This window comes from Staphylococcus sp. GDY8P47P, assembly GCF_016892225.1.
Lineage (GTDB): Bacteria > Bacillota > Bacilli > Staphylococcales > Staphylococcaceae > Staphylococcus > Staphylococcus borealis.
On record NZ_JAFENV010000014.1, the window covers coordinates 150786 to 175555 of the forward strand.

23 protein-coding genes, 1 other RNA gene and 1 other annotated feature (1 of these 25 only partly in view) are annotated in these 24770 nt (G+C 33.8%); of the genes, 2 read left to right on the plus strand and 22 right to left on the minus strand.

The genetic code is table 11. The features are described from left to right. The first annotated feature begins 237 nt into the window (after positions 1 to 237). Entirely contained in the window at positions 238 to 1251 is a 1014-nt protein-coding gene (locus JVV30_RS05610) for an LLM class flavin-dependent oxidoreductase (RefSeq protein ID WP_176747950.1), read from the plus strand. Between the two features lie 300 nt (positions 1252 to 1551). On the opposite strand, the gene JVV30_RS13420 is transcribed toward JVV30_RS05610, so the two are convergent. Continuing rightward, complete coding sequence (locus tag JVV30_RS13420; RefSeq protein ID WP_254613586.1) at positions 1552 to 1686, minus strand: SAS049 family protein; 135 nt, start codon at positions 1684 to 1686, stop codon at positions 1552 to 1554. A gap of 146 nt (positions 1687 to 1832) precedes the next feature. After that, a complete protein-coding gene (gene cymR / locus JVV30_RS05615; protein ID WP_033080142.1) occupies positions 1833 to 2255 on the minus strand; it encodes a cysteine metabolism transcriptional regulator CymR in 423 nt (140 codons plus the stop codon). Positions 2256 to 2340: 85 nt separating this feature from the next. On the opposite strand from cymR, the gene JVV30_RS05620 reads away from it, so the two are divergent. Beyond that, the gene (locus tag JVV30_RS05620; RefSeq protein ID WP_070854924.1) at positions 2341 to 3609 is read left to right on the plus strand and encodes a replication-associated recombination protein A; all 1269 of its coding nucleotides are present in this window, start codon (positions 2341 to 2343) and stop codon (positions 3607 to 3609) included. 72 nt (positions 3610 to 3681) lie between these two features. On the opposite strand, the gene JVV30_RS05625 is transcribed toward JVV30_RS05620, so the two are convergent. The 20 genes from JVV30_RS05625 to rplU all read right to left on the minus strand — a co-directional run bounded on the left by JVV30_RS05625 (position 3682) and on the right by rplU (position 24726). Beyond that, positions 3682 to 4458, minus strand: a complete 777-nt coding sequence (locus JVV30_RS05625) for a tRNA threonylcarbamoyladenosine dehydratase (RefSeq protein ID WP_053029562.1) — start codon at positions 4456 to 4458, stop codon at positions 3682 to 3684. Between the two features lie 92 nt (positions 4459 to 4550). Beyond that, a non-coding RNA gene (gene ssrS / locus JVV30_RS05630) (6S RNA) lies at positions 4551 to 4741 on the minus strand. 221 nt (positions 4742 to 4962) lie between these two features. Beyond that, positions 4963 to 6729: an aspartate--tRNA ligase gene (gene aspS, locus JVV30_RS05635; protein WP_053029563.1), complete on the minus strand. Its 1767-nt coding sequence runs from the start codon at positions 6727 to 6729 to the stop codon at positions 4963 to 4965. A gap of 23 nt (positions 6730 to 6752) precedes the next feature. Then, entirely contained in the window at positions 6753 to 8021 is a 1269-nt protein-coding gene (hisS, locus tag JVV30_RS05640) for a histidine--tRNA ligase (RefSeq protein ID WP_070854923.1), read from the minus strand. A 359-nt stretch (positions 8022 to 8380) separates the two neighbouring features. After that, positions 8381 to 9256, minus strand: coding sequence for an N-acetylmuramoyl-L-alanine amidase family protein (locus tag JVV30_RS05645; protein ID WP_070854922.1), 876 nt, complete (start codon positions 9254 to 9256; stop codon positions 8381 to 8383). Beyond that, positions 9253 to 9705 (minus strand): D-aminoacyl-tRNA deacylase, encoded by a 453-nt coding sequence (gene dtd / locus JVV30_RS05650; protein ID WP_070854921.1) that lies wholly within the window; start codon positions 9703 to 9705, stop codon positions 9253 to 9255. The genes JVV30_RS05645 and dtd overlap by 4 nt, the downstream gene beginning before the upstream one ends. A 15-nt stretch (positions 9706 to 9720) precedes the next feature. Next, on the minus strand, positions 9721 to 11910 hold the full coding sequence (locus JVV30_RS05655; RefSeq protein WP_053029567.1) for a RelA/SpoT family protein: 2190 nt from the start codon (positions 11908 to 11910) through the stop codon (positions 9721 to 9723). A gap of 374 nt (positions 11911 to 12284) precedes the next feature. Then, positions 12285 to 12803 (minus strand): adenine phosphoribosyltransferase, encoded by a 519-nt coding sequence (locus JVV30_RS05660; RefSeq protein ID WP_053029568.1) that lies wholly within the window; start codon positions 12801 to 12803, stop codon positions 12285 to 12287. Between the two features lie 21 nt (positions 12804 to 12824). Then, the gene (gene recJ / locus JVV30_RS05665) at positions 12825 to 15098 is read right to left on the minus strand and encodes a single-stranded-DNA-specific exonuclease RecJ (RefSeq protein WP_204193641.1); all 2274 of its coding nucleotides are present in this window, start codon (positions 15096 to 15098) and stop codon (positions 12825 to 12827) included. Between the two features lie 138 nt (positions 15099 to 15236). Next, the gene (secDF, locus tag JVV30_RS05670) at positions 15237 to 17522 is read right to left on the minus strand and encodes a protein translocase subunit SecDF (RefSeq protein WP_204193642.1); all 2286 of its coding nucleotides are present in this window, start codon (positions 17520 to 17522) and stop codon (positions 15237 to 15239) included. A gap of 226 nt (positions 17523 to 17748) precedes the next feature. Then, positions 17749 to 18009, minus strand: coding sequence for a preprotein translocase subunit YajC (yajC, locus tag JVV30_RS05675; RefSeq protein WP_011275581.1), 261 nt, complete (start codon positions 18007 to 18009; stop codon positions 17749 to 17751). 16 nt (positions 18010 to 18025) lie between these two features. Further along, positions 18026 to 19165 (minus strand): tRNA guanosine(34) transglycosylase Tgt, encoded by a 1140-nt coding sequence (tgt, locus tag JVV30_RS05680; protein WP_070854918.1) that lies wholly within the window; start codon positions 19163 to 19165, stop codon positions 18026 to 18028. A gap of 19 nt (positions 19166 to 19184) precedes the next feature. Further along, entirely contained in the window at positions 19185 to 20210 is a 1026-nt protein-coding gene (gene queA, locus JVV30_RS05685) for a tRNA preQ1(34) S-adenosylmethionine ribosyltransferase-isomerase QueA (protein WP_053029650.1), read from the minus strand. 10 nt (positions 20211 to 20220) lie between these two features. After that, positions 20221 to 21216 (minus strand): Holliday junction branch migration DNA helicase RuvB, encoded by a 996-nt coding sequence (gene ruvB, locus JVV30_RS05690; RefSeq protein WP_053029572.1) that lies wholly within the window; start codon positions 21214 to 21216, stop codon positions 20221 to 20223. Positions 21217 to 21267: 51 nt separating this feature from the next. After that, positions 21268 to 21873 carry a Holliday junction branch migration protein RuvA gene (ruvA, locus tag JVV30_RS05695; RefSeq protein WP_053029573.1) on the minus strand — a complete coding sequence of 202 codons (606 nt, stop codon included), beginning with the start codon at positions 21871 to 21873 and terminating at the stop codon, positions 21268 to 21270. 12 nt (positions 21874 to 21885) lie between these two features. Then, on the minus strand, positions 21886 to 22341 hold the full coding sequence (locus tag JVV30_RS05700) for an ACT domain-containing protein (RefSeq protein WP_070854917.1): 456 nt from the start codon (positions 22339 to 22341) through the stop codon (positions 21886 to 21888). Between the two features lie 11 nt (positions 22342 to 22352). Further along, positions 22353 to 23645, minus strand: coding sequence for a GTPase ObgE (gene obgE, locus JVV30_RS05705; protein WP_070854916.1), 1293 nt, complete (start codon positions 23643 to 23645; stop codon positions 22353 to 22355). Between the two features lie 152 nt (positions 23646 to 23797). Then, a complete protein-coding gene (gene rpmA / locus JVV30_RS05710) occupies positions 23798 to 24082 on the minus strand; it encodes a 50S ribosomal protein L27 (protein ID WP_011275573.1) in 285 nt (94 codons plus the stop codon). An 11-nt stretch (positions 24083 to 24093) separates the two neighbouring features. Beyond that, entirely contained in the window at positions 24094 to 24414 is a 321-nt protein-coding gene (locus JVV30_RS05715; RefSeq protein ID WP_053029576.1) for a ribosomal-processing cysteine protease Prp, read from the minus strand. Between the two features lie 3 nt (positions 24415 to 24417). After that, positions 24418 to 24726 (minus strand): 50S ribosomal protein L21, encoded by a 309-nt coding sequence (rplU, locus tag JVV30_RS05720; RefSeq protein ID WP_002448968.1) that lies wholly within the window; start codon positions 24724 to 24726, stop codon positions 24418 to 24420. Between the two features lie 13 nt (positions 24727 to 24739). Then, positions 24740 to 24770, minus strand: a sequence feature (ribosomal protein L21 leader region) (it continues 45 nt past the right edge of the window).

Below are 24770 nucleotides of genomic sequence, written 5' to 3' on the forward strand. Positions count from 1 at the left end.
TGGGGCCCCGCCCGCAAGGATGACTAGAACTGAGAAAAGTTTGATTAAAGCGCCTTCTCAGTTCAGTCAGCTACTGCGAATTTGCAAAATAGCTTCTTTATACTATTTATGTCCCATCCTCTGTATTATGATTAACGAAAGTTAACTTAATTTTATAATTTTTGCAACTTTGAGCATTTCAATATCACTCTATCATTGCTCTTGTTAAACTTAAGCATACTAAATATATTTGAGGAGATGAAATTTGTGGGTAATATTAAGGTATCTGCATTAAATTTAGTTCCAATTAGAGAAGGTCAAAGTGATAAAGAGGCCATTGAGGACATGGTTAGTTTAGCTCAAGAACTAGATTCACTTAATTATGAGCGTTATTGGATTGCAGAACATCATAATGCACCTAATTTAGTAAGTTCTGCTACTTCTCTATTAATTCAACATGCACTTGAACACACACACCGTATCAAAGTTGGTTCTGGAGGTATCATGTTGCCAAACCATGCGCCATTGATTGTTGCTGAACAATTTGGAACAATGGAGACACTCTTTCCACATAGAGTTGATTTAGGCTTAGGAAGAGCACCAGGTACAGATATGATGACTGCAAGTGCGTTACGACGTGATCAACATAATGGTGTTTACGAATTCCCTGAAGAAGTTGAACAATTACAAACTTATTTCGGACCTGGTAACAAACAAGCTTATGTAAGAGCGTATCCAGCAGTAGGTAAAAATGTACCATTATATATTTTGGGTTCTTCTACAGATTCAGCGCATTTAGCTGCACGTAAAGGATTACCGTATGTTTTTGCAGGTCATTTTGCACCGCAACAAATGAAAGAGGCTATGCAAATTTACAAAGAGTTGTTCGAACCTTCAGATGTGTTAGATAAACCATATATGATTGTATGTTTAAATGCGATTGTAGCCGAAACCGATGAAGAAGCCGAATACTTAGCAAGTACTTTAGCACAAGTATTTATTGGCATTGCGCGTGGTAGAATGCAGCCAGTACAACCACCGACAAATGATTTACAAACACTTTTAACACCTAGAGAATATGAAATGGCTCAACAAAGATTCAACGATTCATTAATAGGTTCTGAAGAAACCGTAAAAGAAAAATTAGAATCATTTATTGAGGAATATGGAGAAATTGATGAATTAATGGGCATTAGTTATATTTATGATCAAGATAAACAATTTGAATCCTTTAAACGTTTACACAATGTAATCGAAAAATTAAACCAATAATTGGTATATAAAGTAACGTAAAGTAATTAAAATCATTATGGGCATATAGAATTTAATTTGAGAGTGGAACAATAATCAATTTGGATTCAGTGCCCTTCTTTATATGTTTTTAGGTAACCCTTAATAATTGATTAAAGCGTGGCATTGAAAAATAAATCATGAAACATCGTTATGTAAATCCTTATCAAAAAGTATGCCAAAAACGTAGTAGCATATATAAATAAGCCAGTAAAAGCACATCACAATGTCGCTTTTACTGGCTATATTTTTAGGAATGTTATCCTGTACTTGAAAATTTAATTATTTATCTTCTTTTTTATCATCGTTGCCTTTTTCAGTATATTCATTGATTTTATCTTTAGCTTTATTAACTTGTTCGTTATCGCTATTTTTAAATTTTTCTGCTGCATCTTTCGCTTTATCCATGAATCCCATAATGAAATTCTCCTTTCAAATTTAAGAATAATTATCGATCAAGTATTGCGTGCATTCTGAGATACAAAAAATCAATAAATCAATGTATCTATACTGTTGTAATATCTGTTTACCACTTACAACTTATTATAAACATTTATTTAAAATTAAATATAAAACATGTAACCATCAAGTTTATCATCAGTTTCAACATAATCTGCTAAATATTTTAAAGTGGTATTATCTAATACTTCTCTAACTGCATCTCTCATACGTAACCATAACTGTTTTTGTGCAGGTGGTTCTGATTCAATACTTTCTACTATTGTTATAGGACCTTCTAATAAGCGAATAATATCGCCTGCTTTAATTTCGTCAGCTGGTACTCTTAGTTGATAACCACCTTTAGCACCACGAACACTTCGAATTAAACCAGCATTTCTTAAAGGGCCAACTAATTGTTCGAGATATAAATCACTCAAACTATTCTCTTCAGCAATTGACTTTAAAGATACGCATCCTTGCCCTTCTCTTTTAGCAAGGGAAATCATTAAAGTTAAGCCATATCTCCCTTTCGTTGATATCTTCATAACATAACCTCACTTAATTCGAATAATATATAATACCATTCTAGCATTTTTTCAGTTAAGATAGTAATAGAAAGGTGTGAAAATCGTGACTACTGAACCTTTAGCCTCAAGAATGAGACCTACTAATATCGATGAGATAATCTCTCAACAACATCTAGTGGGACCTAGAGGCATCATTAGACGTATGGTTGAAACTAAGAGATTATCTTCAATGATATTTTACGGGCCACCAGGAATTGGTAAAACAAGTATCGCGAAAGCAATTTCTGGTAGTACTGAATATAAATTTAGACAATTAAATGCGGTTACTAATTCAAAAAAAGATATGCAAATGGTTGTTGAAGAAGCCAAGATGTCCGGACAAGTCATTCTTTTATTAGATGAAATTCACCGATTAGATAAAGCTAAGCAAGATTTTTTATTACCTCATTTAGAGAATGGCAAAATCGTTTTAATTGGAGCGACAACCTCTAACCCTTACCATGCTATTAATCCCGCTATTCGTTCTAGAGCTCAAATATTTGAGTTATACGCTTTAGATCACAATGATGTGCGACTTGCTATTGAGAGAGCACTTAGTGATTCAGAACGTGGATTAGCTGACTATAAACCTGTAGTTGATGAAGATGCATTAGACTATTTTGCTACTCAAAGCCAAGGTGATGTTAGAAGTGCATTGAATGCGCTTGAGTTGGCTGTCTTAAGCTCACCAATAGTTGATGAAAATAGACATATCACACTTGAGGATGCTAAAGATTGTCTTCAAAAAGGTGCGTTTGTCAGTGATAAAGATGGAGATATGCATTATGATGTTATGAGTGCGTTTCAAAAATCGATTAGAGGTAGTGATGTTAATGCCGCACTTCATTATTTGGCAAGGTTAATTGAAGCTGGAGATTTACCAACAATTGTTAGACGCTTATTAGTCATTAGTTACGAAGATGTAGGCTTAGCTTCCCCTAATGCAGGACAACGAACCCTTGCAGCTATTCAATCAGCAGAGCGATTAGGATTTCCAGAAGCGAGAATTCCACTTAGTCAAGCAGTTATTGAGCTCTCGTTATCGCCTAAATCAAATTCAGCTATTACATCAATTGATAATGCACTAAGCGACATCCGCCAAGGAAATATAGGTCAAATACCGAATCATTTACGAGATGGCCATTATACTGGTGCTAAAGCGTTAGGTCGCGCCACTGGTTATAAGTATCCTCACAACTATGAGAATGGTCATGTCGTCCAACAGTATTTACCTGATAAACTGAAAGATAAAATCTATTATCAACCTAAAACAACCTCTAAAAGTGAACAACAATTTAAAACTATATATGATAATTTAAGAAATCAAAAATAACAAAAGACTATGAATTACACGAAGCCAATGCAATGTATTACTGGCATTTCGTTTGATTCATAGTCTTTATATTTATAAGTTACCTTTATCCTTAATACGTCGAACAGGAATGTTTTTTAAAATATCATTCACAACATAACTAGCACAAATTAATCCAACCGTGCTAGGTACAAATGCGTTAGATGACGGTGGCATTTGTCCTTTACGATTAATAGCGTTAGCATCTCCAACTGTAGCCTTAACATCTTCACGAATTACAATTGGACTTTCATCAGAAAATACAACCGGCACGCCTTTTTTTATCCCTTGACGTTTTAATTTATTTCGAATAATTTTAGCCATAGGATCCATAAATGTTTTCGAAATATCAGCAATTCGGAAACGTGTAGGATCCGTTTTATTAGCTGCACCCATACTTGAAATCACTTTAATATTTCTCTCTAAACATTCTTTCATTAAATGCACTTTATAAATAATTGTATCACTCGCATCGATAAAGTAATCAATATCATAGTTATTGAACAGTTCTTCATATGTCTCTTCAGTATAAAACATATGAAGTGGTGTCACTTTACATTCAGGATTAATTAATTTAATCCGTTCTTCCATCAATGTGACTTTACTTTGTCCAATGGTTGTTGTAAGTGCATGTATTTGACGATTGACATTAGTAATATCTACATCATCTTTGTCGATTAAAATGATATGACCAATATTAGTTCGTGCTAATGCTTCTGCAGCAAATGAGCCTACACCACCTACACCAAGGACAACTACTGTTTTCTCTTTTAATAAATCTAAACCTTCTTGTCCATATGCTAATTCATTTCTTGAAAATTGATGTTTCATTTTAAACTCCTTTATAAAAACAATACGATAATTTAATATTAACAGAAAAAGACAAATAAAAATACGCAAGACTTAAAAAGCCTTGCGTACCGGTAGAGTCCGTAATTGCCGTAGTTATAAAAAGCTTGATCATTCGGCCTGCTATATACAGGTGGGTGCCCTGTTTCTTGTTTTGCAAGTCCTCCAATTGAGGCGTGTGCGCTGCAAGAAAACCTATTGGGCTCCCTGATCAAAAAGTGTTAGGCCCAAATAAAAAGCAAACATACGAACAATACAGATGACTACCTTATATGAATATATTACCACAGAGACCAAGATAAGGAAATCCTTATTGCTTGTGTAGAAATGTATTTTTTGTGAACCTAAAAATTTAAACATTATAAGTTTACATAATATAATTATAGTTGTTATAAATCAATAAACGTATATCTCAAATAATTTAAATTTTAAAAAAGCCACCAAAATCGCTAACGATTTTGATGACTATAATAAACACTATTTAGTTTAATGACGAATACGTAATGATAATTCTTCTAATTGCTTGTCAGAAACTTCACCTGGTGCGTCTGTTAGTAAGCATGTTGCAGACGCAGTTTTAGGGAATGCAATTGTATCACGTAAGTTTGTACGATTCGTTAATAACATAACTAAACGGTCTAAACCTAAAGCAATACCACCATGTGGCGGTGCACCATATTTAAATGCATCTAATAGGAAACCAAATTGTTCTCTTGCTTGTTCTTTAGTAAATCCTAGTACTTCGAACATTTTTTCTTGTAATTCACCATCAGCAATTCTGATTGAACCGCCACCTAATTCATAACCATTTAAGACAATATCATATGCATTCGCTTGTGCATTTTCAGGCTCTGAATCTAATTTACTAATATCCTCTTGTTTAGGAGATGTAAATGGATGATGCGCTGCAACATAACGTTTAGCATCTTCATCGTATTCTAGTAATGGCCAATCTGTTACCCATAGGAAATTAAGTTTTGTTTCATCAATTAGATTTAGCTCTTTAGCAATTTTAATACGTAAAGCGCCTAAACTTTGAGCTACTACATTAGGCTTATCAGCAACAAACATTACTAAGTCTCCTGGTTCAGCTTGTGTAAGTTCTTTTAATGTTGATACATTCGCATCTTCAAAGAAACGCGCAATAGGACCACTTAATCCTTCCTCAACAACTTTCACCCATGCAAGCCCTTTTGCACCATAAATATTAACAAACTCTGTTAATGCATCCATATCTTTACGAGTATAGTTATCAGCAGCACCTTTTGCTACTATTGCTTTTACTTCACCATTATTTTCAACAGTATCTTTAAATACTTTAAAGTCCATTTCTCGACCTAATTGTGATACATCTTTAAGTTCCATGTCAAAACGTGTATCTGGCTTATCTGAGCCATAACGTCTCATTGCTTCTTCGTAAGTCATTCTAGGGAAAGGACCTTGAACATCAATACCTTTAACATCTTTTACAACTTTACGTAACATCTCTTCACCCATCTCGATGATGTCTTCTTGATCAACGAAACTCATTTCAATATCGACTTGAGTGAATTCTGGCTGACGATCAGCACGTAAATCTTCATCTCGGAAACATTTAACGATTTGATAGTATTTATCAAAGCCACTAATCATTAATAATTGTTTAAACAATTGTGGTGATTGTGGTAAAGCATAAAATTCACCTTCATGTACACGAGAAGGTACTAAATAATCTCTCGCACCTTCTGGCGTAGATTTCGTTAAAACAGGCGTTTCGATATCGAAAAAGCCATTATTATCTAAATATTCGCGAATAGAACGTGTTGTTTGATGTCTCATTTTAAATGTTTGTGCTAACTCTGGACGTCTAAGATCTAAATAGCGATATTTTAAACGAATATTTTCATCGACATTTTGATTTTCTTCATTGATTGAAAATGGTGGTGTGTCTGATTTATTAATAATTGTAATTTTTGAAACTTGAACTTCTACCTGTCCCGTTTTAATTTTAGGATTTACAGTATCTTCATCTCTTTTAGTTACTGTACCTTCAACTTCAACGACATATTCAGATCTAACTGTCTCAGCAATACTCAATGCTTCCTCAGAGAAATCAGGGTTAAATACAATTTGCACAATACCTTCACGGTCACGTAAGTCTACAAAGATTAAACCGCCTAAATCACGACGATTATGAACCCAACCTTTTAAAGTAACTTTTTGATCTAAAAGTTCTTCTGTAACCAAACCACAATATGTTGTTCTTTTACTCATTTATATTCTCCTTTTATAATCATTTATTTTTTGTTTTGAAAATAATTCACTAAGTTTGTTAACTTAATTGTTTCAGATTCACCAGTCGTCATGTCTTTAACATCAATCGTTTCATTCTCGAGTTCTTGATCACCAATGACAACTGTATATTTAGCATTTAAACGATCGGCTTGTTTCATTTGGCCTTTTATTTTACGTTGCAAATAGTCTTTATCGGCTCTAACACCGGCTTTTCTCAATTGATTTAAAAGCTTAACACTATATCTTTCAGCTTCTTCGCCCATTGTAACAATAAATAAATCAAACTCATCCTCAACGTTAAGTTCAATGCCTTCTTCTTCAAGTGCTAACAACAATCTTTCGATACTTAATGCGAAACCAATACCTGTTTGACTTGGTCCATCTAATAGTTCAAGTAATCCATTATAACGACCACCGCCACATAAAGTAGTTATAGCACCGTCATAATTAGGATTGTCCATCATTAATTCAAAAGCAGTGTGTGTATAATAATCAAGTCCACGTACAAGATTTGGATCTTCTACATATGAAATACCTAAACGATCCAAATGACTTTTGACCTCATCATAATAAGCTTTTGACTCTTCATTTAAATAGTCAGTGATTCTCGGCGCATTTTTAACCGCTTCTTTATCTCTATCTACTTTACAATCCAATATTCTCATCGGATTAGTATGCAGTCTTGATTTACAATCATCACAAAACGTATCAATAACTGGTTCGAAATGACGAATCAGTGCTTCATTATATTCTTTACGTGAATCAGCATCACCAATACTATTGATAACTAATTTTAGATGTTTTAAGCCAAATGATTCATATATATGCATCACCATTGCTAAAACTTCGGCATCCATACTTGGATTTTCAGCACCAATTGCTTCAACACCAAATTGATTAAATTGACGATAACGCCCTTTTTGCTTACGTTCGTATCTAAACATTGGGCCATTATAGTATAATTTGACAGGTTGATTTGGTAACCCTTGCATTTTATTTTCAATATAAGAACGCACAACTGCTGCTGTTCCTTCTGGTCTTAATGTTATACTTCTATCACCTTTATCTTTGAACGTGTACATTTCTTTTTGTACGACATCTGTAGAATCGCCGACGCCACGAGCGAACAAATCTGTACTTTCAAAAATAGGTGTGCGTATTTCTTTATAATTGTATAATTTCATTAATTCGTCTAATTGGTTTTCTATATAGCGCCACTTACTAGACTCTTCAGGTAAGATGTCTTGTGTACCTCTAGGAATTCTAATCACACAATCACTCCTTCATTTTCTTTTTTAAACTCTCTTTAATAAAAAAAGCCCCTTATATAGTATAACTACTATACAAGGGACGAATCGCCGTGTTGCCACCCTAATTGTAACGAAGTCTATTTCTTAAACTAAGTTACCACTCAAAACGCGTAACGTACGTCAATCGGCTTAATCTATTAAAGCACCTGTTCTTGTGTTCAAAGTTATAAATTACTCAGTATAATCTTCCAGCCAAGGATTATATCTCTACACAATTATATGAATTGTTGTCTCTTTCATTTATACTTTCAAGAATCATATCGGTATTAATTATAAAGTTCAATAACTATGATAACGAGTTTATGTATAGTTTGCAAGCTTTAAGATGCAAAATATTGTTTTAATCCATCAACAACAGCTTCTTCTACAACTTGTCTATGGATTTGATCTCTGATCATTACTTCATCAGTTGGATTACTAATATAACCAAGCTCTAATAATACAGCTGGCTTATTCGTTTGTCTAAGTACTTGGAAGTTCTCTTGTCGTGTGCCCCTATTAGACAATAATGCTTTCTTTTGTATATTAGCATTCAACGTCTCTGCTAATGTTTCCTGATTATCTTTATACCAATAAACCGTTGCACCATTTGCATTAGGACTATCAAGAGAATCATTATGTATACTGATAAAAGCATCACCATTCATTTTTCTATCATCTAGACTAACATAAGTATCATCTGATCTCGTTAACTTTACTGTTGCACCTGCTTTTTCAAGTGCACGCTTCAATTCTTTTGCAGTTTTCAAAGTATAATTCTTCTCTAAACTCTTTTTTGTAGTATTACTGGATGCACCTTGGTCATTGCCTCCATGTCCAGGGTCTAAGACAATGACCTTATTTTTCAAAGGGTTTTCATTCTTGTTAGCATCCGCTTCAATATTTAAGCTTGTATGCCATCCAGCTATCCATCCCTTTTCAGTGCCATCTCTACTTTCAACTTCTATCCATTTACCAGATTTACCTAATCTTGTGAATGTGTCGCCTTTATCGACATGATAAATCACAGGATAGGCGGCATTTGGACCAGTAAGTAATTCAGCATCTTCAGAAACTGTAATTCTATTGCTTCCTTGATCACTATGATTCATAAGCATATATAATAAAATTAAAAATAATATAAATGCGCATACAACAACCAATGTTGTTAGATTTTTAAGATCATGTTTAGATAACCATGCATCTATTTTATTCATATTATTTTGCCATCCTGACTTTCATAAATAATCGTAACTGGACCATCATTTATAATTTCAACTTCCATGTCCGTGCCAAATTCACCAGTTTGCACTTCAACATCGTACGATCTTAAGACAGTGTTAAATTTTTCATATAACACATTGGCTTCTTCAGGGTTCTTTGAATTTGAAAATCCAGGTCGATTACCCTTGCGGACGTCAGCATATAACGTAAATTGTGAAATAGATAAAATTTGACCATCCACCTGTTGAATATTTAAATTAAGTTTGCCATTATCATCTTCAAACAAACGTGCATTTATGATTTTTTTAGCAACTGCTTCTATGTCGGCTTCAGTTGTTTCCTTACCTATACCAACTAGCAAGCAATAACCTTTGTCTATTTCATTATGAATGCTGTCATTTGTAACTGCTGCTCTTTTTACTCTTTGTACAACTACTCTCATATTAATAGCACCTCATTAATTCCATACTCTACTTACAGTGTATACATCACTTAGTTGTTTAAGTTTCTCCACAACACGGAAGACATCATTAACGTTACGTACCATAACACTAATTGTGATAATTGCATTTTTATCTGTATCAGAACGTCCATTAATTTTGATAATACTTCCAACTGTAGAATTAACAGCTTGTATTACTTCATTTAATAAACCATTACGATCATAAGCACTTACCTCTAGGTCAACTTGGTATCGTTGTGTTGAATCTTTAGATTTTACCCATTCAACTGCGATTAATCGCTCTGTTTCATTTTTAACATTTGGACAATCCGTGCGATGTACTTTAATGCCATGTCCCTTAGTGATATAACCTACAATATCATCTCCTGGGATTGGATTACAACATTTTGAGAGTTTGATTAATACGTTCTCAATACCTTCAACATAAACACCACTATCCGTAATGATATCTTCTTTGATTGGTAATGACTTAATCACTTCTTGTGCTTCGTTAAGTGCTTTTTGCTTGTCTTGTATCCGTTGTCTTTCCGTTAATTTATTCACAACTTGAAGTGCTGTTACACCACCAAAACCAACAGCAGCAAATAAATCGTCGTCATTAGCAAAATTATATTTTTCATTGACGACTTCAATATTTTTATCCGTTAAAATATCATCTACTCTAAAGCCTTGTTCCTTAATTTCAGCTTCAACCATAAATTTACCTTTTTCAATGTTAGAGGAACGGTCTTGCTTTTTAAAGAATCCTTTAATTTTACTTTTAGCACTTGATGATTTAACTATTTTGAGCCAATCTCTACTTGGCCCATACGAATGCTTGCTGGTGCGAATTTCAATAATATCTCCAGTTTGTAGGACATAATCAATTGGGACAATTTTACCGTTTACTTTAGCACCAATCATTTTATTACCGACTTCACTATGAATGGCATAGGCGAAATCAATTGGAACAGCACCATAAGGTAATTCGATAACATCACTTGCAGGTGTAAACGCATATACTTTATCGCTTTGCAAATCATACTTCAATGATTCCATAAATTCTTGTGCATCAGATGAAGTATGGTCGGCTTCAGCTAATTCTTTTAACCAATTCAATTTGTTTTGGAAATCTTGGTTCTTTTCATTGACGGTTTTACCCTCTTTATATGCCCAATGCGCAGCAACACCATGTTCTGCAATTTCATGCATTTCATACGTTCTAATTTGAATTTCCAATGGGTCTCCATTTGGTCCAACTACTGTTGTATGAAGCGATTGATACATATTTTGTTTAGGCATTGCAATATAATCTTTAAATCGTCCAGGCATTGGTTTCCATAACGTATGAACTAATCCTAATATTGCATAACAATCATTAATTGAATTAACTATTACGCGAATAGCTAATAAATCGAATATTTGATCAAACTGCTTTTTCTGTTTCATCATTTTACGATAAATACTATAAATATGTTTCGGTCTACCACTAATGTCACCAGTGATATCCATTTTCACCATTTCTGTTTGAATTTTATCTATAGCGTTTGCGATATATGCTTCTCTTTCACTACGTTTCTTTTTCATTAAATTAACAATACGGAAATACTGAACACTATCTATGTATCGTAACGCAGTATCTTCTAATTCCCATTTAATTGTATTAATACCTAAACGATGCGCTAATGGTGCATAAATTTCTAATGTTTCTTTTGAAATACGCACTTGTTTTTCTCGGGCCATCGCTTTTAATGTTCTCATATTGTGTAATCTATCTGCTAGTTTAACAAGTATGACTCGAACATCTTTTGCGATTGCAATAAATAATTTACGATGATTTTCTGCTTGTTGTTCTTCTTTAGAACGATATTTTACTTTTTTTAGTTTAGTTACGCCATCCACAATTCGTGCGATTTCCTCATTAAACATATCCTTCACATCATCAAATGTATATGGTGTATCCTCTATAACATCATGAAGAAATCCAGCAACAATCGTTGGACCATCTAAACGCATTTCTGTAAGTATGCCCGCTACTTGAATAGGATGCATGATATACGGAAGACCATTTTTACGAAACTGGCCTTGATGAGCTTCATAAGCGATATGGTAACTTTTTAAGACGTATTGATAATCATCAGTTGATAAATATGATTTAGCTTTATTTAGCACCTCGTCAGCGCTATATGGATACTCGTTATTCAATATATGACACCCCAACTCATTTGTATTTCAAATACTCAACCAATATTCGAATTTTTGAAAATTAAGAAAACATACATTGTCCTTCTTTAATCCGAGTATATCATCTATTTCGATATAGAAATGCGAGTATTACTTTAATTTTATCAAATGTTAAAAGAACTATAAAAGCTTTAACAATTATATAAATAATAGTTCTATGATACTACAAGTTTTTAAATAAATAAATGGTGTTACACTAAAACAAAAACAAGTCGTTTATTTTAGTAACAAAAAGTGGGAATAAGATAGAATTCCTTTCGAATTCATTATCCCACTCCCACTTATTACGCAAGAATTAATCAACATGCGCAACGCTTATGTCGTACGCTAGTCAATTATTCATCGTATGAAATTAAGCTCATAACGTCATAATCTTTAATTTTTTCAATACCATTTAAATATTTAAGTTCAATAATAAATGCAATTCCAACAACGATACCGCCAAGCTTTTCAACTAATTTAATTGCAGCTTCAATCGTACCTCCAGTTGCTAACAAATCATCTGTGATAAGCACACGTTGACCTGGTTTAATTGCATCATTATGCATCGTTAAAACATTTGTTCCGTACTCTAAGTCATATTCGTAGCGAATGACCTCACGAGGTAACTTACCTTCTTTTCTAACTGGCGCAAAACCAATACCCATTGAATACGCTACTGGACATCCAATGATAAATCCTCTAGCTTCTGGACCTACAACAACATCTACATCTCTGTCTTTAGCATATTTTACAATTTGATCGGTAGCATAACCATAAGCTTCTCCATTATCCATGATTGTAGTTATATCTTTGAAACTTACTCCCGGTTTTGGCCAATCTTGCACTTCCGAAACATATTGCTTTAAATCCATTTATCTATTTCCTCCTATAATCTAACCCTTTTGTGATTTAATCCAAGTTTTTAGTTGCGTAAAATCATCATAAAGAAGAAGTTTCTCAACTTCCATTCTTGATTGTCTTAGTTGATAAACACGACTTGTTTCAATATTTTGTTTATTAGGATTATCTTTAATTTTAATTATACCATTTTCCTCTGTTACAAAACCTAACTCAAAAAATACTTTTAGCATAAATTTTAAAATGTTAGGCTTTACATCTAGAAATTGACATAATAACATGCCTTCTTGTTCTAAATTTGTTTCTTTTTTAGTTATTAGTGCTTTATAACAGTTTTTGAATTGCGTCGTCGTCGGCATACCATCAAAATAGATTGATTGTTGGTGTTGTAACACTAAATAAAGTTGAGAATAATTTAATTCTTCGAGACTCATTTTTAAACTCTCTAAATCAAGTGGTAAATCTCTTAAGACAACGACTTCATGGTCCCCATTTATTTTATCACTATAATAATAGTAATTATCATGTAATTTTTCTTTTTTAGGATGAATCAAGAATGCAATATTAGTATCATTAGGATCCAAATTCAATTGTTTACGTTTACTTCGATAGTCTAATATTTGTTCATTATTTGTTGCAATATCTTGAATAATAAATTGTGGTGATTGATTACCATTCCATTCGTTGATTTGCAAATTACCCAGAAGATTAATTGGTTGACCAAGTTCTATTTGCGTAGCTAAATCACCATTTTGCCAAAATAAACTTTGCAGTTTCAACTGCCCAGTTACTAATTTTAAGTGGTTTTTATCTTTGCCTATGGCTTTAACATCTACAACTTCATTGTCATCTAATTCTAATAACGGTTTCTCAAAATCCGTACCAAATGGACTGAGTCTTTGAATATCACGAATATTGTTAATCGTAATATCATTCTCTTCTAATTTAACTGCGACACGTTTGTTTGGCTCTAATGACGTATGTTCTGATAATTGGTGCATCCATTCATTTAATCCTTGCTCTAACGACTCAATATAATCAATTTCCATTGTCATTCCAGCCGCCATATGGTGACCACCGAATTTAGAAATTAAATCTTGATGTGCACTTAAAATTTCAAACATAGATACTTGCTCTATACTTCGTGCTGACCCTTTAGCATGGTTTTGTTTTAAATCAATATTAAGCATCAAAGTCGGTAGTCCATAGGTTTCAACTATTCTAGATGCTACGATACCAAGGACACCTTCATGCCAATCTTCTTTAGCTAATAACAAAAATTGTTTGCCCTTGTTCACTTTATCCTCGGCTATGGCTAATGCTTCTTCAGTAATCTGAGCAACTATCTCTTTACGTTCAATATTAAAATGTTCAACTTGTTCCGCTAGAAATTCCGCTTCTTCTTCATCTTCTGTCATTAATAATTCTGCTGCTAACGAAGCATCTTCTAATCGGCCTACTGCATTTAGTCTGGGTCCTATAATGAAACCTATCGTTTCTTCGTTAATCGTGTCATTATAACCCGCTTGGTTAAGTAAAGCTTTAATTTGTATCGGACAGCTTTCGTTTAACAAAGCTAATCCTTGTTTTACAATCGAACGATTTTCGTCAGTCAATGAAACTAAATCTGCAATCGTTCCTATTGCAGCTAAGCCTACAAAATAATTAGGTGGATTATCCAATAAAACTTGAGATAATTTATACGCCACGCCAGCACCACACAAATAATGAAATGGATAATCATATTCCGGGTGCATTGGGTGCACGATTGCATATGCTGAAGGTAACGTTCGACCAATTTCATGATGGTCAGTAACAATAACGTCAACGCCTAGTTCTTGTATCATTTCAATCTCTTTATGACCTTGTATACCATTATCGACAGTTATGATTAGGGATACACCTTCGTCATGTGCATTTCTAAATGCAAGTTCATTAGGTCCATAACCTTCTGTGAAGCGATTCGGAATATACCAACCTACCTCAGCACCTAATGTCTTTAACGTATTAACCAATATAGTCGTAGACGTGACACCATCAGCATCATAATCACCATATACTAAAATGCGTTCATTTTTATCTATAGCTTCATTAATTCGATTGACCGCTTTTTCCATATCACTTAATAACCAAGGATCATGGTTGACGGCTGTTTGATTTAAAATCGCTTTAATAGACGCATCTTCAGTAATGGATTTACTTTCAAGTACTTTTTTTATAATAGGTGTTAATTGATGTTTATTTGCTAATGTTTCATCTATGTATTGTGTTGGAGGTTCATATAGCCAATTATATTTTGATTTAATCATGTCATTATCCTCCCTTTTTCCAAAAGCCATTATACCGAAAATTGAGCTAAATAAAAAGTAATCAACGTTAAGTTATTAAAAGCGTTAAAAAAGAGTAGAACGGAATTCTAATTGAATTCACCATTCTACTCTTATAATTTATACTAATATTTTTTCATCATTTGATTTTTTCTCTTTGTATACCGTTAATTTACCATTATCTGATTTCTTAAGTTGTCGTTTTTTCATAATACCCCATAATGGCACAGCAATAAATACTGAAGAGAATACACCAGAAACTAATCCGATTAATAGTGCTAATGAGAAGTTAAATAAACTTGATGCACCAAAGATTAAAATCGCTACTACGACCACAATAACAGTTAATACCGTATTGATAGAACGTGTCATTGTTTGACGTATAGATCGATTGACGATTTCATCGATTTGTTCAAGTTTAGTAATAACCTTAATTTTATGAAGGTTCTCCCTTACACGGTCGAATGTAACAATCGTATCATTAATTGAATAACCTACAATGGTTAGTACAGCTGCGATAAATGTAATATCAACTTCTAATCGGAATAAACTGAATAAAGCAACAATCATAAAGACGTCATGGAGCAATGCTAAAACAGATGATAATCCCATTCTCCATTCGAATCTTAGTGATACATAGATAATAATACCTATTGCAGCGTATATAAGTGCTTTCATTGCGTTTTTAGCTAATTCTTGACCAATCATAGGTGATACAGTATTGACTGTTGGTTTATGACCATACTCATCATTTACTTTTTTATTTAACTCTACGACTTTATTTTTAGATAAGTCTTTTTTGAATTGAACAGTCGCTTGTTTGTTGTCATTACCATTAATTTGAACTTGATCTGGTGATAATCCTAAATCTTTCATCGTACGTTCAACTTTAGGTTGTGATAGTTTCGTATTAGAATCAATGTCTACTCTAGTACCTGCTGAAAAATCAATACCTAGGTTTAATTTGAAGATACTCAATATAACAATACCAACGATTAAGATTAAAATACTAAATCCAATTAATGGTTTTGCTAATTTTACAAAATTCCATTTTTCGTATGAGGTTTTAAGATCATGAACATCTACGCCTTCATTAATATCATGTCGATCCTTCTTACTAACACCAAATAACCAGAATTTCTTCTTAAAGTAGTTAGAAGATACGAGTAATGATAATAAACCTCTTGATAAGAATACGGCTGTTACAAATATCATCAAGATACCTAAAAGTAACATTGTTGCGAAACCTTTAACTGAGCTTTCACCGAAGAAGAATAACACACCAGCTGCAATTACTGTTGTTAAGTTCGAGTCAAAGATAGTTAAGAATGAACTTTTATTTGCTTTAGAGTAAGCCTGTTTTAATGTCCTACCGATTCGCAATTCATCTTTTATCCGCTCATACATGATAATATTCGCATCTACCGCCATACCTACACCAAGCACAAGTGCCGCTAATCCCGGTAATGTAAGCACACCAGAAATAAAGTTAAATGCTACTAAAGTAAGGTAAATATATACTGTTAATGCGATAATAGCAACGATACCTGGAAGTCTGTAGAAGCCTACCATAAATAAGTATATAATTGCTACTCCAATTGCAGATGCAAATATAGTTTTATCAAGTGCGTCTTGACCAAATTGTGCACCTACTGAATTAGAGTAAATTTCTTTTAAGTCAACTGGTAAAGAACCTGCGTTAAGTAATTCTGCAATTTGTTTAGCACGTTCCACACCTTCTTGACCATGGAAGCCACCTGAAATTTCAACGCTATCAGAATTAATTGGTTGATCAACAGACGCTGCTGAAACGAATTTACGTTTGTCTTCAGGTTTTTCTAATTCTTTATGGTAGCTATCTCCTTTTTTAAAATCAAGCCAAACTACCATCATGTTTTCTTGTTTTTTTGAAATTTCTTCTGTTACTTTTTTAAATTTTGCGCGGTCTTTTAATTTAAACGTAACTGCCGGCTCATTTGTACCTTGCTTGAATTCTTGCTTAGCTGAGCCTTGTACAATATCTTTACCTGTTAATTTAACTTTGTCATTAGCATCACGAATCGTTAAATTAGCCTGAGAAGATAATATTTTACGTGCCTCATCAGGATCTTTTACACCTGCTAATTGAACTCTGATACGATCTGGATCCTCAACTTGAATGTGAGGTTCAGAAACACCTAGCACGTTGACACGGTTTTCCAAAGTTCTAGCAGTAGATTGCAAGGCTTTTTCATCGATTTTTTTATCCCCATCAAGTGGTTTAACTTGATAAAGCACTTCGAATCCACCTTGTAAATCTAGTCCGAGATTTACATTTTTAACTACATTCTTGTAAGTCATCCCCATTCCAACAAATAGAACGGCTACGATTAGTATGAATGCAATTATCCTACTAAATTTCTTCACATGAACACCTCATTGTTTACTTATGTACTAAGAATAATCTTTTAATAAACCATGTGCAAGTTAATAAAAAATTACATAGTTATTACATGACCTATCTATATTAACATACCACATCTATTAGTGAAATTAAGATCATTGCACCTAACCCTTTAAAACTAAAAAAACTGTCAACAAAGATCATCTCTGTCGACAGCTTTAGATAATTCATTTCGTATCTCCCTTAATATTAAGAAGGGTCTACTTGTTTAATCGCTGGTTTTTCGAAAGTCATTTCAGTACCATGACCATTAACTGTAATAACAACTGTAGTTTCATCCACAGCTTTAACAGTTCCTTTTAAACCACCAATTGTAGTAATACGTTGACCTGATTCAATTCGACTAATCATTTCACGATGCTCTTTCGCACGTTTTTGTTGAGGTCGAATTAAAAAGAAATAAAATACTATAATTAAAATTATAGGTAAAATTAACGCTGAAACGTTCATTATGTTGTCTCCTTATTTAGAAATTTTTAGGGTTCTCTACATTAAGCCCATATTGTTCAAAGAATTCATCTTTAAAATCTAAAAGACGATCTTCTCGAATCGCTTGTCTAATATCTTCCATCAATTTTAGCAGAAAATGTAAATTATGAATAGTAGTAAGACGGATACCGAAAGTTTCTTCAGCTTTAATCAGATGTCTGATATATGCGCGTGAATAATTCTTACATGTGTAGCAATCACAATTTTCATCTAGTGGTTTAAAATCGTTGGCATATTTAGCATTCTTAATCACTAATCTTCCGTTCGATGTCATACATGTACCATTTCTAGCGATACGCGTCGGTAAAACACAGTCAAACATATCCATTCCACGTATACTACACTCAATTAACGCATCTGGAGACCCTACACCCATAAGGTAACGTGGTTTATCATCTGGCATATATTGCACAGTATGTTCAACCATTTCGTACATTACTGGTTTAGGTTCACCTACAGATAAGCCACCGATTGCATATCCAGGGAAATCTAGTGCAACTAATTCTTTCGCACTTTGTTCTCTTAAATCCTTGTATTCTCCACCTTGGATAATACCAAAGAGCGCTTGATCATCAGGACGCTTATGCGCTTTTAAGCAACGTTCAGCCCATCGTGTCGTACGTTCAATTGAGTCTTTTACATATTTATATTCTGAAGGCATAGGTGGACATTCATCGAACGCCATCATAATATCTGAACCTAAATCATTTTGAATCTCCATCGATTTCTCAGGACTTAAAAATAATTTCGATCCATTCGTATGATGTCTAAACTCAACGCCTTCTTCACTGATCTTACGAAGATTACTTAAACTAAATACTTGGAAACCACCTGAGTCAGTAAGAATTGGGCCATCCCAATTCATAAACTTATGTAGACCCCCAGCTTGTTTGATAATATCATTTCCAGGTTGTAACCACAAATGATACGTATTTCCAAGTATAATTTTAGCTTCAATTTGGCGTAATTCTTCAGGACTCATTGTTTTAACGGTTGCTTTTGTACCAACTGGCATAAACATCGGCGTTTCAAAAGAACCATGTGGTGTGTGAACGATACCTAAGCGTGCGCCTGATTGTTTACAAGTCTTTATATGTTCATAAGTTACTGCTGGCATATTTAATACCTCTCATTCATTAAATAATTAACATCGCATCACCGAAACTGAAGAATCTATATTCCAAGTTAACAGCTTCTTTATATGCGTTTAAAATGTTTTCTCGACTACTAAATGCGGAAACAAGCATGACAAGCGTTGATTTAGGTAAATGGAAATTAGTAATCAAACCATCTATCGCTTTGTACGTAAATCCTGGATAGATAAAAATATCAGTCCAGCCACTGACAGCTACAAATTCACTATAATCTCTACGAATCGTCTCTAAGGTTCTAGTAGATGTTGTACCTACAGAAATGATTCTGTGGCCTTCTTTTTTAGTTTGATTTAATAAGTCCGCTGTTTCTTGTGTCATTTGGTAATATTCACTGTGCATTTCATGGTCATTGATGTCTTCAACACTCACAGGTCTAAATGTACCTAATCCAACATGTAAGGTAATAAATGCAATATTTATTCCTTTAGCTCTAATATCATCTAACAATTCATCTGTAAAATGTAGCCCAGCTGTTGGCGCTGCTGCTGAGCCGCTTTCTTTGGCATATACAGTTTGATAACGATCAGGATCATCTAAGCGTTCTTTAATATATGGAGGTAGTGGCATTTCACCGAGTTCATTCAATCTTTCTTCTAATATTCCTTCATAATGTAAACGCATGATGCGTCCACCTTGATCTAATTCTTTGATGCATTCAGCTACAATCTTACCGTCTCCGAAAGATAATTTATTACCCACTTTAATTCGTTTTGCAGGTTTAAGTAATACTTCCCAATCGTTATCCTCAATTCGGGTAAGCATTAGCATTTCAACTTTTGCGCCAGTTTCTTCTTTCAAACCAAATAATCGTGCAGGCATAACACGCGTATCATTTAAGACAAGCGTATCACCAGCTTCTAAATAATCAATCACATCCTTGAAATGTTTATGTGTGATGTGACCATCTTTTCTACCTAACACCAATAATTTACTTTGGTCTCTATCTTTCAAAGGGGTCTGAGCAATTAATGATTCAGGCAAGTCATAATCAAATTCCTCAACATTCATTTTTATTCCCTCATTTATTAAAATTTTTGAAATGTTCATACGCATATGCAGTGGCTTTTCTACCTCTAGGTGTACGTTCTATAAAGCCTTTTTGAATTAAAAAAGGCTCGTAGACATCCTCAATGGTTACACGTTCTTCACCTATAGATACCGCTATTGTATCCAGTCCTACAGGTCCTCCATTGTATTGATTTATAATACATCTCATCATTTTATGATCAATATAATCTAAACCTTCTGCATCTACTTGTAGTAATTGTAAAGCTTGTTTCGTTGTTTCAATATAAATTTGTTCATCTTCATTAACTTGTTGAAAGTCTCTGACACGTTTTAATAAACGATTGGCAACACGTGGTGTACCTCGCGAACGTTTCGCTAATTCAGTCGCACTTTCATCGTCAATTTTAGTATTTAAAACTTCTGCTGTACGGATAATGATTTCTTTTAAATCATTTTCGTTATAATATTCCAATCTTAGATGAACACCAAATCTATCTCTCAATGGGCCTGTTAAACTTCCAGCTCGTGTAGTTGCACCAACTAACGTAAATGGAGGTAAGTCTATTCTAATACTTCTCGCCTCGTCACCTTTACCAATAATAATATCAATGAAGAAATCTTCCATTGCTGAATATAACACTTCTTCTACAGTACTACTTAAACGGTGAATTTCGTCAATAAATAATACATCGCCAGGTTGTAAGCCAGAAAGTATCGCAGCTAGGTCACCAGGTCTATCTAATGATGGTCCTGAAACAGTTCTGATATTAACATCCATTTCATTTGCAATAATATTAGATAGCGTTGTTTTACCAAGTCCTGGTGGTCCGAATAAAAGTACATGATCTAATGGTTCTTCACGAAGTTTAGCCGCTTTAATGAATACTTCGAGATTATTCTTAATTGAAGATTGTCCTATATACTGTTTTAATCTTGTTGGTCTAAGTGACAGCTCGAAAGACGTTTCTTCATTATGCAAAGATTGATCAACCATTCTGTCATCCATATTTTCTCCCCCAGTTACATTAGTTAATGTTTCGTCTCTGCTTTTAAAAAATCAAGATACCAGTGTTTTTAAGCCGAGTTTCACTGCTTCATCAACTGAATCAAATGATGATTTGTTCAATACTTTTTCAACTTTAGCTATTTCACGTTTTGAATATCCTAAAGCTTCAAGCGCAAGTAAAGCTTCTTTCACTAGTTGCTCATTATTTGAACTATTTTCATTGATACTGAGTAGTGATTCAGTTGTTTCTGTTGTAATTTGTACTTTTCCTTTTAAATCAAGCACAATTTGACGCGCAGTTTTCTTCCCTATACCTGGAAACTTCGTTAAATAAGCGTCATTTTCATTCTCAATGGCTAGTTTAACTTCATTTGGAGTGCTTGTCGCTAAAATTGCTAATGCAGATTTAGGGCCTATCCCTGTTACTTTAATCAAACTTAAAAACATATCTTTTTCTTCTTCATTGATGAAGCCATAAAGTAACTCTGCATCTTCTCTAACAATCAAAGAAGTATATATGACTACTTCTTGGTCCAAATATTTTTGAAAACGATAAGAATTAGGTGTTTGAATTTCGTACCCTACTCCATTCGATGTTTCAACAACTACGTGAGTTGGAAATAATTGTGTTAATTTCCCTTTAATATAAGCGTACATTATTAACCTTCCTTACATACTCATACTGATTAATTCGACTTTAGAAACATGATCAATATTTCGTAAAGCTTTAATTATTTCGTCAATTGAAATCGTAGTATTTTGGGCGCTTAAAGATAGCGTTATCGTAGCTTTCTCTTCCATAGGTACACTTTGATGAATTGTAAGTACAGATAATTGTAGTTTAGAAATAGTATTCAGTACTTGTGCTAGCATTCCTACAATGTCATTTACATAAAGGATGAGTGTAAATTCACGATGGTCTAGCATTTTCTCATCTACAGGAAATATGGTTTCTCTATATTTGTAAAATGCACTCCGGGAAAGATCGAATAATTTAACTGCTTCATAAATGGACAATTCCGGATTATTTTTTAAAGCATCTTTAATTTTTAATGTCTTAACCACTGATTCAGGTAAAACATCTTCTCGTATCAAATAAAACTTTTTATAATCTTTGTTGTCCACTGTTAGCACTCCTATTCTACAAATTCAAATTCTCCACCTAAAATTCTAACGATGTCTCCATTACTACAACCACGCTCTCTCAATGCATCATCAATACCCATTGAGCGCATTTGTCGAGCAAATCTTCTAACTGCAGGATCACTATTGAAGTCTGTCATTTTGAACATTCTTTCAATAGCATTACCACTGACAACATAAGCGCCATCATCATCTCGCGTAATAGTAAATTTATCTTGTGAAGGCGTATGTTTATAAAGTACGCGGTTAACACCTACTTCTTCGTCATTATCGACGCTGAAGTCAATATCTTTAACTTCATCTAATTTATCCGCTATCGCATATAACAATTGATCAATATTATCACGTGTAATCGTTGAGACAGGAATGATTACAACATCATTATCTACTTCTTCTTTAAATAGCGTTAGATTGTCTTCTGCGTTAGGCATATCCATTTTGTTAGCTACAACGATTTGAGGTCTATCCTCTAATCTTTGCTTATAATTAACTAATTCCTTATTAATGATTTGATAATCTTCATATGGATCTCTGCCTTCTGATCCACTCATATCTATCATATGCACAATTACTTTTGTACGTTCAACATGTCTTAAAAATTGATGTCCTAATCCAACACCGTCGGAAGCACCTTCAATTAAACCTGGTAAATCAGCCATTACAAAACTTCTATTGTCTGGTGTTGAAACAACACCTAAATTCGGTTTAATCGTAGTGAAATGATAGGCACCAATTTTGGGTTTAGCTTTGGAAACGATTGATAACAACGTTGATTTTCCTACACTAGGGAATCCTACTAATCCAACATCAGCAAGTAATTTCAGTTCTAATGTAACATCTAATTCCTCACCAGGTTCACCATTTTCACTAAAATCAGGCGCCGGATTTCTAGGCGTTGCAAATCGAGAATTACCACGTCCGCCTCGTCCACCTCGAGCAACTATAGCGCGTTGGCCATCTTCAACTAAGTCTGCTAAAACTTCATCCGTTTCAACACTTTTAATTATCGTGCCAGGTGGTACTTTTAATACTAAATCTTCGGCACCTCTACCATGCATGTTACTACTTTGTCCATTTTCACCTTTTTTAGCTTTAAAGTGACGTTGATATCTAAAATCTAATAATGTTCTTAAACCTTCATCTACTTCAAAAACTACTGATGCGCCTTTACCACCGTCACCACCAGCAGGTCCACCAAATGGGACATACTTCTCTCTTCGATAAGCTGTGATACCATTACCACCATCACCGGCTTTAAGAGATATTGTAACTTGATCGACAAACATATATCTCACCTCTTTTACGATTTGTTCTTCAATGACAATATTATATCATTATCCATTAAAGTATAAAAAACTAATACAATAAAGTTAGTTAAATTCTATAAAAACAAAATAAAACACCAGAAGCATTCACTTCTGGTGTTAACTAGACAAAATTATTCAGCTACTGCATAAACAGAAACTTGTTTTTTGTCACGACCTTTACGTTCGAAACGAACAACGCCGTCGATTTTAGCGAATAATGTATCATCGCCACCACGACCTACATTTTCACCAGGATAAATTTTAGTACCACGTTGACGGTATAAAATTGAACCACCTGTAACGTATTGACCGTCAGCACGTTTAGCACCTAAACGTTTAGATTCAGAGTCACGACCGTTTTTAGTAGAACTTACCCCTTTTTTAGATGCGAAGAACTGTAAGTTTAATTTTAACATCGGGATACACCTCACTTGTAATTTAATCTGATATTTTCATTATATTCATCTTCAATCGTTTGTAAAGAAACTAACATCGCTTGAAGAATTAGTTGCGCTTGTTCATTGTTTGTATCTACACTTCTGATATGAAAATGACCTCCGTCATCTTCATAATCAATGTCTGGTTTCTCAGTCGTTAAACCTAGAATCGCATTAACACTTCCAAATATAACCGCTGATGCACCTGCACAAACAATATCATGACCATATTCACCATGATTAGCATGACCATCCATGATAACGTCAGTTACTTTTCCACTATCATTAATAGTAATATCAACCGTAATCATAGATTAAGCGTTGATTTTATCAATAGTTAATTTAGTGTATGGTTGACGATGACCTTTTTTACGTTTAGAGTCTTTACGACGTTTGTACGTAAATACAGTGATTTTTTTACCGCGTCCTTGTTTATTAACTGTAGCAGTAACTGTAGCGCCTTCAACAGTTGGCGCACCAACTTTAACTGAATCGCCACCTACAAATAAAACTTTATCAAATGTGAATGAGTCACCTTCATTAACATCTAATTTTTCAACGAAGATTTCTTGACCTTCTTCTACTTTAATTTGTTTACCGCCTGTTTCGATAATAGCAAACATACTTTGCACCTCCTATAATTATAAGTCACGCCATATATAGGTGA

Bases quoted from the DNA above. Each gene is read 5' to 3' on its own strand.
- JVV30_RS05610 (WP_176747950.1), top strand. From the start codon at position 238: ATGAAATTTGTGGGTAATATTAAGGTATCTGCATTAAATTTAGTTCCA.
- JVV30_RS13420 (WP_254613586.1), bottom strand. From the start codon at position 1,686: ATGGGATTCATGGATAAAGCGAAAGATGCAGCAGAAAAATTTAAAAAT.
- cymR (WP_033080142.1), bottom strand. From the start codon at position 2,255: ATGAAGATATCAACGAAAGGGAGATATGGCTTAACTTTAATGATTTCC.
- JVV30_RS05625 (WP_053029562.1), bottom strand. From the start codon at position 4,458: ATGAAACATCAATTTTCAAGAAATGAATTAGCATATGGACAAGAAGGT.
- aspS (WP_053029563.1), bottom strand. From the start codon at position 6,729: ATGAGTAAAAGAACAACATATTGTGGTTTGGTTACAGAAGAACTTTTA.
- JVV30_RS05645 (WP_070854922.1), bottom strand. From the start codon at position 9,256: ATGAATAAAATAGATGCATGGTTATCTAAACATGATCTTAAAAATCTA.
- dtd (WP_070854921.1), bottom strand. From the start codon at position 9,705: ATGAGAGTAGTTGTACAAAGAGTAAAAAGAGCAGCAGTTACAAATGAC.
- JVV30_RS05660 (WP_053029568.1), bottom strand. From the start codon at position 12,803: ATGGATTTAAAGCAATATGTTTCGGAAGTGCAAGATTGGCCAAAACCG.
- recJ (WP_204193641.1), bottom strand. From the start codon at position 15,098: ATGATTAAATCAAAATATAATTGGCTATATGAACCTCCAACACAATAC.
- yajC (WP_011275581.1), bottom strand. From the start codon at position 18,009: ATGAACGTTTCAGCGTTAATTTTACCTATAATTTTAATTATAGTATTT.
- tgt (WP_070854918.1), bottom strand. From the start codon at position 19,165: ATGCCAGCAGTAACTTATGAACATATAAAGACTTGTAAACAATCAGGC.
- queA (WP_053029650.1), bottom strand. From the start codon at position 20,210: ATGAATGTTGAGGAATTTGATTATGACTTGCCTGAATCATTAATTGCT.
- ruvB (WP_053029572.1), bottom strand. From the start codon at position 21,216: ATGGATGACAGAATGGTTGATCAATCTTTGCATAATGAAGAAACGTCT.
- ruvA (WP_053029573.1), bottom strand. From the start codon at position 21,873: ATGTACGCTTATATTAAAGGGAAATTAACACAATTATTTCCAACTCAC.
- obgE (WP_070854916.1), bottom strand. From the start codon at position 23,645: ATGTTTGTCGATCAAGTTACAATATCTCTTAAAGCCGGTGATGGTGGT.
- rpmA (WP_011275573.1), bottom strand. From the start codon at position 24,082: ATGTTAAAATTAAACTTACAGTTCTTCGCATCTAAAAAAGGGGTAAGT.
- JVV30_RS05715 (WP_053029576.1), bottom strand. From the start codon at position 24,414: ATGATTACGGTTGATATTACTATTAATGATAGTGGAAAAGTAACTGAC.
- rplU (WP_002448968.1), bottom strand. From the start codon at position 24,726: ATGTTTGCTATTATCGAAACAGGCGGTAAACAAATTAAAGTAGAAGAA.